Raw genomic sequence first — 568 nt, 5'->3', positions numbered from 1 at the left:
GCGGCCCCCCCAGCCGCCCGCGACGGCGGCAGCGTGCGACCGCCCGCTCCCTCGACGCTCGACGAGCTGTGGCGGTCGTACAAGGCGACGGGGGACGAGCGCCTCCGGGAGCAGCTCATCCTGCACTACTCCCCGCTCGTGAAGTACGTCGCGGGCCGGGTCAGCGTCGGGCTGCCGCCCAACGTGGAGCAGGCCGACTTCGTCTCCTCCGGCGTCTTCGGGCTGATCGACGCGATCGAGAAGTTCGACATCGAGCGCGAGATCAAGTTCGAGACGTACGCGATCACCCGGATTCGCGGCGCCATGATCGACGAACTGCGGGCGCTGGACTGGATTCCCCGGTCGGTCCGGCAGAAGGCGCGCAACTACGAGCGGGCCTACGCCGCGCTGGAGGCGAAGCTGCGGCGGACCCCGAGCGAGCAGGAGGTCGCCACCGAGCTGGGCGTGGAGGTCGAGGATCTGCACGCGGTCTTCAGCCAGCTGTCCCTGGCCAACGTGGTCGCGCTGGAGGAACTGCTGCACGTCGGCGGTGAGGGCGGCGACCGGCTCAGCCTCATGGACACCCTGG

At 70.4% G+C, this 568-nt stretch carries 1 protein-coding gene; it reads left to right on the top strand.

The genetic code is table 11. The features are described 5' to 3' along the window. Positions 1 to 568, top strand: a 568-nt coding sequence (locus CCN33_RS30505; RefSeq protein WP_244173995.1) for a sigma-70 family RNA polymerase sigma factor, incomplete at both ends; no start/stop codon positions are given.

The sequence above is a fragment of the Streptomyces recifensis genome (assembly GCF_002154615.1).
In the GTDB taxonomy this organism is placed as follows: Bacteria; Actinomycetota; Actinomycetes; order Streptomycetales; family Streptomycetaceae; genus Streptomyces; species Streptomyces griseoluteus.
The sequence above is the reverse complement of the archived record's forward strand: the minus strand, read 5'-3'. Positions and strand labels throughout refer to the sequence as shown.